The sequence below is a fragment of the Pedobacter nutrimenti genome (assembly GCF_003208655.1).
GTDB lineage: Bacteria > Bacteroidota > Bacteroidia > Sphingobacteriales > Sphingobacteriaceae > Pedobacter > Pedobacter nutrimenti.
Map to the genome: position 1 here is coordinate 212,792 of NZ_QKLU01000010.1, position 9,991 is coordinate 222,782.

7 protein-coding genes and 1 rRNA gene are annotated in these 9,991 nt (G+C 42.5%); 6 read left to right on the forward strand and 2 right to left on the reverse strand.

Translation table 11 applies throughout. The features are described from left to right. The 6 genes from B0O44_RS23215 (at position 1) to B0O44_RS23240 (ending at position 8,440) form a co-directional block, all read left to right on the forward strand. The gene (locus B0O44_RS23215) at positions 1–711 is read left to right on the forward strand and encodes a MotA/TolQ/ExbB proton channel family protein (protein ID WP_110834482.1); all 711 of its coding nucleotides are present in this window, start codon (positions 1–3) and stop codon (positions 709–711) included. Beyond that, positions 711–1,112: an ExbD/TolR family protein gene (locus B0O44_RS23220; protein WP_110834483.1), complete on the forward strand. Its 402-nt coding sequence runs from the start codon at positions 711–713 to the stop codon at positions 1,110–1,112. Before B0O44_RS23215 ends, B0O44_RS23220 begins: the two co-directional genes overlap by 1 nt. Then, positions 1,112–1,927 (forward strand): energy transducer TonB, encoded by an 816-nt coding sequence (locus B0O44_RS23225; protein ID WP_110834484.1) that lies wholly within the window; start codon positions 1,112–1,114, stop codon positions 1,925–1,927. The genes B0O44_RS23220 and B0O44_RS23225 overlap by 1 nt, the downstream gene beginning before the upstream one ends. A gap of 25 nt (positions 1,928–1,952) precedes the next feature. Beyond that, on the forward strand, positions 1,953–3,239 hold the full coding sequence (locus tag B0O44_RS23230) for a bifunctional folylpolyglutamate synthase/dihydrofolate synthase (RefSeq protein WP_110834485.1): 1,287 nt from the start codon (positions 1,953–1,955) through the stop codon (positions 3,237–3,239). A 73-nt stretch (positions 3,240–3,312) separates the two neighbouring features. Next, positions 3,313–4,980: an alkaline phosphatase PafA gene (gene pafA, locus B0O44_RS23235; RefSeq protein WP_110834486.1), complete on the forward strand. Its 1,668-nt coding sequence runs from the start codon at positions 3,313–3,315 to the stop codon at positions 4,978–4,980. A gap of 70 nt (positions 4,981–5,050) precedes the next feature. After that, positions 5,051–8,440, forward strand: coding sequence for a methylmalonyl-CoA mutase family protein (locus B0O44_RS23240; protein ID WP_110834487.1), 3,390 nt, complete (start codon positions 5,051–5,053; stop codon positions 8,438–8,440). Positions 8,441–8,506: 66 nt separating this feature from the next. Here B0O44_RS23240 and B0O44_RS23245 read toward each other — a convergent pair whose 3' ends face one another. Together B0O44_RS23245 and rrf are read right to left on the reverse strand one after the other, a co-directional pair. After that, positions 8,507–9,487: an acyl-ACP desaturase gene (locus B0O44_RS23245; RefSeq protein ID WP_110834488.1), complete on the reverse strand. Its 981-nt coding sequence runs from the start codon at positions 9,485–9,487 to the stop codon at positions 8,507–8,509. Positions 9,488–9,872: 385 nt separating this feature from the next. Then, positions 9,873–9,984, reverse strand: a 5S ribosomal RNA gene (rrf, locus tag B0O44_RS23250). Positions 9,985–9,991 lie beyond the last annotated feature (7 nt).

The window sequence follows — 9,991 nt, forward strand, 5'->3', positions numbered from 1 at the left end:
ATGATCACATTGCTACAGGGTGCCAGTGATACGGCGAACCGACTAACCGATACTGCCAATGCTGTAAAACAGGCTGTAACAACTGCGCCTCCGGAACTTCATTTCATAGACCTGCTGTTTAAAGGCGGCTGGGTGATGATCCCTCTTGCCTTCCTGGCTTTCCTGGGATTAGTAATTTTTACCGAACGTTACCTGACCATTAGAAAATCTTCCAAGACAGAAGCCAATTTAATGCTTCAGATTAAACAATATATCCATGACGGACGATTGGAAAACGCCATTGCCCTTTGCCGCAACACCAATTCTCCCTTGGGCAGAATGTTGGAAAAGGGGTTAAAACGGATCGGACGCCCTATTAAGGACATTGAGGCCGCTATAGAAAATGTAGGTAAACTGGAAGTATCCAAATTGGAAAAAAACATTGGTATCCTGGGAATTATAGCAGGTATTGCCCCAATGCTTGGTTTCGTGGGTACCATTATCGGGGTTATTACCATTTTCCATGACGTATCTATAAAAGGAGCTATTGAAATTGGTACAATTTCTGGTGGTTTATACACTAAAATGATCACTTCGGCAACAGGTCTGATCATTGGTATCATTGCCTATGTGCTGTACCACATTTTAAACATGATGGTTGAAAGGATCATCTTGAGAATGGAAACAGATGCCATTGAGTTTATTGATTTATTAGAAGAACCAGGGAAATAATGAATCTGCGAAAAAGAAAAAAAGGAGCAGTTGAAGTGCATACTTCTGCACTAAACGACATTATGTTCTTTCTGCTGTTGTTTTTTCTGCTTGCATCTGCAGTAGTTAATCCAAAGGTGGTCAAGTTATTGCTCCCAAGGTCCGAATCCGGGCAGCAATCTTCCGCGCAGAAAACAATTACCGTTTCTATTGATGATAAACTGAATTATTTTGTTGAGAAGCAACAGGTTACTCTGGAAAACCTGAAAGCTGCCGTAGAAACTTATCAAAAGGCTTCACCCGATATGACCATCGTATTGTATGTGGCAAGAGGTGTATCTATAGAAAATACCATGCAGGTTTTTGATGTTGCCAATCAACTGAAACTTAAGGTCGTACTGGCTGTTGAACCAAAAAAATAATGTCGTACTACAAAGAAGAAAATAATTACCCTAAAGCTTTAGCCATATCCACCGGGATTATGGCTGTATTGCTGGTTTTAAGTTTTTTCATTGTTATAGGTTCCTTTAAGCCTGTAGAGGAAGCGGGAATGGGCGGAATGGTGGTGAATTACGGAACATCTGTTACCGGAATGGGTACAGATTACACCAGTATAGAAGAACCTTCTGCAGATCCCAATGCCAATAAAAAAGCACCGGATAAGGTGGTTCCTGAAAAACCAACCATTGAGCAGCCAACCACTCAAACCAGCGATAAAGAGGTGGTTACACAGAATACAGAAGAGTCGGTAAACATCAATACCAAAAAAACAAAAACAACCGCCCCTCCTACTGCTGCTGTGGAAAGCAAACCGGCAAAACCAACTATTAATCAGAATGCCCTTTATAAAGGTAAAGCCAACAAAGGTACCGGGCAGGGTGATGGTACCGGTGATACGCCAGGTAACCAGGGCAGCATTAACGGCGATCCGCTGAGTAATAAATATGGAGAAGGCGGTTCAGGTTTTGGAGAAACCCCCATTGCCTTAAGACGTTTTACAAATCTGGTTACTCCTCATGATGATGGTCAAAAGACAGGCAAAATTGCCGTACGTATTTCCATCAATAAGGAAGGAATTGTCATCAATGCGGTCCCGGGTGTAAAAGGGACCACTTTAAATGACCGTGACCTCTGGCAGAAATGTAAAGAAGCCGTAATGGGTGCCCGGCTCAATCAGTCAGACGCTGCTCCTGATGTACAGGTTGGCGTAGTTGTTTTTAATTTCAAAGTAAAATAGCTTTTCTTAAAGCATCATTTTTAAAATGACTTACTCAGAAACCCTGGATTACCTTTACAGTAAACTTCCAATGTTTACTCGTGTTGGGGCAGTTGCATTCAAAAAAGACCTGCACAATACAGTTGCAATGTGCCAGGCATTAGGAAATCCACAGCAAAAATTTAAAACCATACATGTAGGCGGAACTAATGGCAAAGGCTCGACCTCACACATGCTTGCGGCCATACTGCAAAAGGCCGGGTATAAAACGGGCCTTTATACCTCGCCCCACCTTAAAGATTTCAGAGAAAGAATAAGGGTTAATGGTAAAATGGTTTCCAAACCCTTTGTAACTCATTTTGTCAGGGAACAGCGTGCCTTGATTGAATCTTTAGAGCCTTCTTTTTTTGAAGTGACCGTGGCAATGGCTTTTTCATATTTTGAGCAGCAAAAGGTGGATGTGGCCATTATTGAGGTCGGATTGGGTGGCCGCCTGGATTCCACCAATATTATTCATCCGGATTTATCTGTAATTACCAACATCAGCCTGGACCACACCAATATGCTTGGTCATACACTGAAGGAAATTGCTTTTGAAAAAGCAGGTATTATAAAAAAAGATACCCCGGTAGTGATCGGGGAACGGCATCCGGAAACAGACCCCGTGTTTTTCACTAAGGCTACAGAAACCAATAGTCCGCTTTTTTTTGCGCAAGACCATTGGCATGCAGCGAACATCGGGCAAAAAGGGAATTACCTTTCCTTGTCTATCTATAAAAATAAGGAGCTGTTTTTCGAAAAACTTACACTCGATCTGACCGGTTCCTATCAGCTTAAAAATGTTTTAACTGTAGCCGCTGCAATTGAGCAATTAAAAAAACTAAACTATCTTATTTCAGATGAAGCTGTTTACCATGCGCTCAAAAATGTTAAAAAAATAACCGGTCTGCAGGGCCGGTGGCAGATCCTGCAAAAGGCCCCACTAATTATATGTGATACAGGTCATAACCTCGCTGGAATAGCGGAAGTGCTTAAAAACATACAAAATACGCCCCATAAGCAGCTCCACATGGTCATTGGCATGGTAAAAGACAAGGACATCAGTGGCGTGCTTGCCCTTCTTCCAAAAGATGCCCGCTACTATTTTTCGCAGCCTGCATTAGAAAGAGCAATGCCAGCTGCTGAGCTTGCTGCCCAGGCAAAAATGCTTGGACTTAAGGGAAAAGTTTTTGACCAGGTAAAAGAAGCCTTAAATGCGGCTAAGGCTGCAGCTGTAGCTGAAGACCTTATTTTTATAGGGGGCAGCACTTTTGTAGTCGCCGAAGTGATATAATATCTTTACTTTGGCTTAATCTGGTAATTTTAAAGGATTGAGTACATTTGTCGCATACACTATATAACAAATAATGAAAAAATTACTCCTACAGTTTTCAGCAGTGATGATGCTGTGCAGTCCTGCATTTGCACAGCAGAAAACACCTAAACAAGTTTCTTCAAGTACCACCTATCCGGCGGCGGTTAACAGGCCTAAACTGGTTGTAGGTCTGGTTGTCGACCAAATGAGATGGGATTATCTGTACAGATATTATGAGCGTTATGGCAATGGTGGTTTTAAAAGACTCGTCAATGAAGGTTTTTCTGCGGAAAATACTTTTATCCCATACCTGCCGACTTATACGGCCTGCGGACATTCCAGTATCTATACAGGTTCTGTTCCTGCAATTAATGGCATTATAGGTAATAACTGGTATGACCCTGAATTGGGAAGGGATGTATATTGTACTGAAGATAAAGAGGTAAAAACGGTTGGCAGTAGTTCGAACGCCGGAGAGATGTCTCCAAAAAACATGCTTTCCAGTACCATTACCGATGAACTAAGACTGGCTACCAATTTCAGGAGCAAAGTAATAGGAATTTCCCTTAAGGACAGGGGTTCTATTTTACCGGCCGGCCATGCTGCAAATGCAGCCTATTGGTATGACGGGGTCACCGGAAACTGGATCACCAGTACATATTATATGCAGGAATTACCATCCTGGGTTGCAGACTACAATAAACTAAAAAAACCAGACACCTATTATGCCCAGGACTGGAATACCCTATATCCGATAAACACTTATGTACAAAGTACAACGGATGATAAATCCTATGAAGGCCTTTACAAAGGTGAGGATAAAACAGTTTTTCCACATATTCTGAAAAAATCTATCGGAAATAATTATGACCTGATCAGAAGTACGCCATATGGCAATACCATGACGCTCGACCTTGCAAAATCAGCCATTGCTTCTGAGCATCTTGGTCAAGGGCCGGTTACTGATTTTCTTGCCGTCAGCTGCTCTTCAACAGATTACATTGGGCATCAGTTTGGTCCCAATTCTATAGAGGCAGAAGATACTTTTTTACGTCTGGATAAGGACCTGGCAGATTTTTTTGCTTACCTGGACAAAACAGTTGGTAAAGGCAATTACCTGTTTTTCCTGACCGCAGATCATGGTGCTGCACATGTTCCCGGTTTTATGAAAGAAAATAAACTTCCGGGTGGCCTGGTGAGCAACAGACAATTGGCCAAAGACCTGAACAGTACGCTGGAAAAAGAGTTCAAAATCAAAAACAGTGTTCTGATTGTGATGAACAACCAGGTCATTTTTGACCAACCACTCATCACTGAAAACAAAGTGGATTTTGAACAGATTAAAAAAACCACCATTAATTTCTTAAAACATCAGGCAGGTATTATGGATGCAGTGGATTTGACAAAAATCAGTACAGCAACCCTGCCTGAGGAAATCAAAAAACGTCTTGCAAATGGATTTAATGCCCGTAGAAGTGGTGAAGTTTATTTCGTATTGAAGCCAAACTGGTTTGATGGCGGCGCAACAGGAACAACACACGGTGCCTGGTATCCCTATGACTCACACATTCCGCTCGTTTTTATGGGCTGGAAGGTAAAAGCAGGAAAAACCAATAAGAACCATTATATGACAGACATTGCTTCTACCCTGGCGGCAATGCTCCAGATACAGATGCCAAGTGGCAGCGTAGGTGAACCAATCACAGAACTTACACAATAATAATGAAAGCCGCACAACCTGCGGCTTTTCATTTTTTAGTACCTTTGTTCACCAAGTATAATCCCATTCTATGGAACACATTCAAATCTATAAACCTAAAAATAAAATACGCTTCGTAACAGCTGCCGCACTATTTGATGGCCATGACGCCACCATTAACATTATGCGGCGCATTCTGCAATCCTCTGGGGCAGAGGTGATCCATTTAGGGCACAACCGTTCTGTCGATGAGGTTGTCAACTGTGCAATACAGGAAGATGTACAGGGTATTGCCATGACCTCCTACCAGGGAGGACATATGGAATACTTTAAATATATGTTTGACCTCCTTCAGGAAAGAGGGGCATCCCATATTAAAATATTTGGAGGAGGTGGAGGTGTTATCCTTCCGTCCGAAATTCAGGAATTACAGGAATACGGCATCACCAGAATTTATTCCCCAGACGATGGTCGTAAAATGGGACTGCAGGGTATGATTAACAACATGCTGGAGCAGACCGATTACATCACGGCTGTTTCTGTGAACGGAGAACTAAAAAAAATTCCACATAAAGAAGTTAAAAGCATAGCCACCGCCATAACAGTGGCGGAGAATGACCCCGAGGCCGCCCAGGCCTTTGTCAATGAACTTAAAAAATTAACTAAAAATAATAAAGCCCCTGTACTTGGTATTACCGGGACCGGGGGTTCAGGAAAATCCTCTCTGGTCGACGAACTGGTCAGAAGGTTTCTCATTGAGGTAAAAGATAAATCCCTGGCGATCATTTCGGTAGACCCTTCTAAAAGAAAAACAGGCGGGGCACTACTTGGCGACCGGATCAGAATGAATGCCATCAACAACAAAAGGGTTTATATGCGCTCTCTGGCGACCAGACAGGCAAATCTGGCCCTTTCTAAAAATGTGCAGGAAAGCATTGACATCTGCAAAGCTGCAGGATATGACCTGATCATTGTGGAGACCTCTGGTATTGGCCAGTCCGACACAGAAATCACAGAGCATTGCGATGTTTCTTTATATGTGATGACCCCTGAGTTCGGTGCAGCGACACAGCTGGAAAAAATTGATATGCTTGATTTTGCAGATCTGGTTGCGATCAACAAATTCGACAAAAGAGGTGCCCTGGATGCCTTGCGTGATGTAAGGAAGCAGTATAAACGGAACCACAACCTCTTTGATGCCAAAGATGACTTCATACCTGTTTATGGAACCATGGCTTCCCAATTCAATGACCCGGGAATGAACAATTTGTTCAGTTCACTGATGGATAAAATTAAAGAAAAAACAGGTGTTGACTTTAAAGCACAGATGGTGCTTACCGCTGAGCAATCCGAAAAAATATACATTATTCCACCCGACCGGATCAGATACCTTGCCGAAATTGCCGAATCCAGTCAAACTTATAATGAATGGGTGGATCAGCAAAGCACTATTGCCAGAAAGCTATACCAGCTTCAGGGGGTATTGAAACTAGCAGAAAGCGAAGCCTCTTCCAATGTGACTGTTGATTCGCATACACAAAAAGCCTTGCAAGATGTATACAACCATTTAGAAGAACTACTGGATGGACAATGCAGACGTCTGCTAAGAGAATGGCCGGAAACAAAGGAAAAATATAAAGCAGAGAATTTCATTTACAAAGTCCGGGACAAAGAAATCAAACAGCCTTTATTTTATGAATCCCTTTCCAAACTAAAAATACCTAAAGTATCCCTGCCAAGGTACCAGGACTGGGGAGACATTCTGCGCTGGCTTTTGACAGAGAATGTTCCCGGAGAATTTCCTTATGCAGCAGGTGTTTTCCCGCTCAAGAGAGATGGTGAAGATCCCACCCGTATGTTTGCCGGAGAGGGCGGTCCGGAAAGAACAAATAAACGTTTCCATTATGTCTCTCTCGGTCAGCCTGCGCACAGGCTTTCCACTGCTTTTGATTCTGTTACCCTTTATGGCGAAGACCCTCATATCCGGCCGGATATTTATGGTAAAATCGGAAACTCCGGGGTGAGCATTGCCACGTTGGATGATGCAAAAAAACTCTATTCCGGCTTTGATCTTTGTGCAGCCTCTACCTCTGTCTCCATGACCATAAATGGCCCTGCCCCTATGCTTTTGGGATTCTTTATGAATGCAGCCATCGATCAGCAATGTGAAAAATACATTAAAGAAAATGGCCTGCAAGCAGAGACTGAAAGAAAAATAAAGGCCTTGTACGAATCAAAAGGTTTAACCAGGCCCCAATATAATGGTCAGCTGCCTGAGGGCAACAACGGACTTGGCCTGATGCTCCTTGGTACCACAGGTGATCAGGTCCTTCCCGCAGACATTTATGCTAAAATCAAAGCACATGCCATCAGTACGGTGAGGGGAACTGTTCAGGCCGATATTCTTAAAGAAGACCAGGCCCAAAACACCTGCATTTTCTCTACAGAATTTGCTTTAAGGATGATGGGCGATATCCAAAAGTATTTTATAGATGAAAAGGTGAGGAATTTTTATTCCGTATCCATTTCAGGATATCACATTGCCGAAGCAGGAGCGAATCCAATCTCACAATTGGCCTTTACTTTAAGCAATGGCTTTACCTTTGTGGAATACTATTTAAGCAGGGGCATGCATATAGATGATTTCGCTCCTAACTTATCCTTTTTCTTTTCCAATGGCATTGATCCGGAGTATTCGGTAATAGGAAGGGTTGCCAGAAGAATTTGGGCAAAAGCGATTAAAAATAAATACAAGGGTAATGACCGTTCTCAAAAGCTAAAATACCATATACAAACTTCAGGTCGGTCTTTACATGCACAGGAAATTGATTTCAATGACATCAGAACGACCCTGCAGGCCTTGTACGCTATTTATGACAATTGCAACTCCCTTCATACCAATGCTTACGATGAGGCAATCACTACGCCAACAGAGGAATCTGTCAGAAGAGCTATGGCGATACAACTGATCATTAACCGGGAATTGGGACTGGCCAAAAACGAAAACCCTTTGCAAGGATCTTTTATTATTGAAGACCTGACCGATCTTGTTGAAGAAGCTGTGCTACTTGAATTTAAACGCATCAACGACAGAGGAGGGGTACTGGGTGCCATGGAAACCATGTACCAAAGAGGAAAAATACAAGAGGAAAGTCTGTATTATGAAACCCTGAAGCATACCGGAGAATATCCGATTGTAGGTGTAAATACTTTCCTGAATAAAAACGGTTCACCAACGATTGTGCCTGGTGAGGTCATCCGTGCTACTGAAGAAGAGAAACAATATCAAATCAATGCTTTAAAAGCCTTTCAGGACAGAAACTCTGCGCACACAGACAAAGTACTGAAACAATTACAAAAGTCAGCTGTAGCCGGTAAAAACATCTTTGAAGAACTCATGGAGGTTTGCAAAATCTGTTCCCTGGGACAGATTTCCAATGCCCTTTATGAAGTTGGGGGTCAGTACAGAAGAAATATGTAAATTTATCCTATAAAACAAAGGCCCTGAATAAATTATTCAGGGCCTTTGTTTTATAATTTGGATTGATTAAGCATGTATCCAGCTAAATTTATATTCCATTGTAGGATTTTTCATTCGTTCTGCAATGCGGATTAATCGGTTTGGCAGCGCCATGATATAATCTCTGGCTTTTTCACCCGCTTCATTAAGGTCGCGCATGCCTTCGAGTTTCCATTCTTCAATTAATTGCTGCATAATTTCTACGTAATCCATAGCCGTATAAATACCCAAACGTTGGGCAGCATCTGTAAAATGACCAAAGGTTTGCCCTATTTTCATTCCCATTTCTCTAAGAAAATGTGCCGGCATAACGATTTTTTTGCGCATCATATCCTCAAAAGCCAACATCGCTTCGTTAGGATCCACTTCAAAGATCTTACTGATGAAATCTTTGTACGCTTTTGCATGTCTTGCTTCATCTGAGGCAATTACACCACACATTTTCGACAATAGCGTATCCCCATCCTTTTTAGCCAGGGAAGCTACCCTTCTGTGCGAAATATTTGTCGCCAGCTCCTGGAAACTGGTGTAAATAAAATTCCGGTAAGGATCATGGCCTGTACCAATGTCAAACCCATCAGCAATTAAATACTGGGTAGAGATTTCCATTTGACGCATATCAACGCGTCCTGATAGATAAAGATATTTATTCAGTAAATCGCCATGACGATTCTCTTCTGCAGTCCAGTGACGGTTCCATTTCATCCAACCTCCCTGTTCATCCCTGCTTACACCTTCAACCATGGCCAGCCAGGACTCATAAGTTGGTAAGGCTTCCTCTGTGATGGTATCACCAATAAGAACGGCCACCAGATCATAAGAAAGGTCCTGAGCTTTTTCCCTAAGTGCTTTAATGTCCTGGTAAAAGGTTTCACTCGTAGAGTCAGGTAAAAAATCAGATGGCTGCCAATTCGTATCAATCGGTTTGAGGTATGTAGGCATCATTTCGAGCATGTACTTCTCAATGTGCAGCATCACTTCCCTTCTTTTCTCTGCGAAAAAACTCATTGTTTTGTGTGTTTAAATTAGTTGCAAAGATAACCAAAAAAATTGCATAAAAACTGACCTTGATCATTTTATTATCACTATATCATTTCATACAACTTTCCATGTAGAAGAAGCCTGATTTCCTGTGTGTAAACTAAAGCTTTCAGCGTTTCCATCTCAGGTACCAGGGGACTGATCAGGACTCATTTGTTCTGTCTCTGTCAGGGTTTGGTATGGATTTAAGGTTTCCCGTCCGGTCAAGGTTTGGGCCCTTCGGAAAGGGAAAAGCTGCTGTTTGAATAAGCCCGCTCAGGCCGGCTTTGGTGTGGCTTGGCTTGACCTGACCTGGAACAGAATGCCCATAAACAAGAAAAGCCTGCAGTTCTCACTACAGGCTTTCTTTAAGATTTGGCACCGACCTACTCTCCCACGTGTTACCGCAGTACCATCGGCTCTGGTGGGCTTAACTTCTCTGTTCGGAATGGGAAGAGGTGGACACCACCGATATAGGCACCTAAATATTTT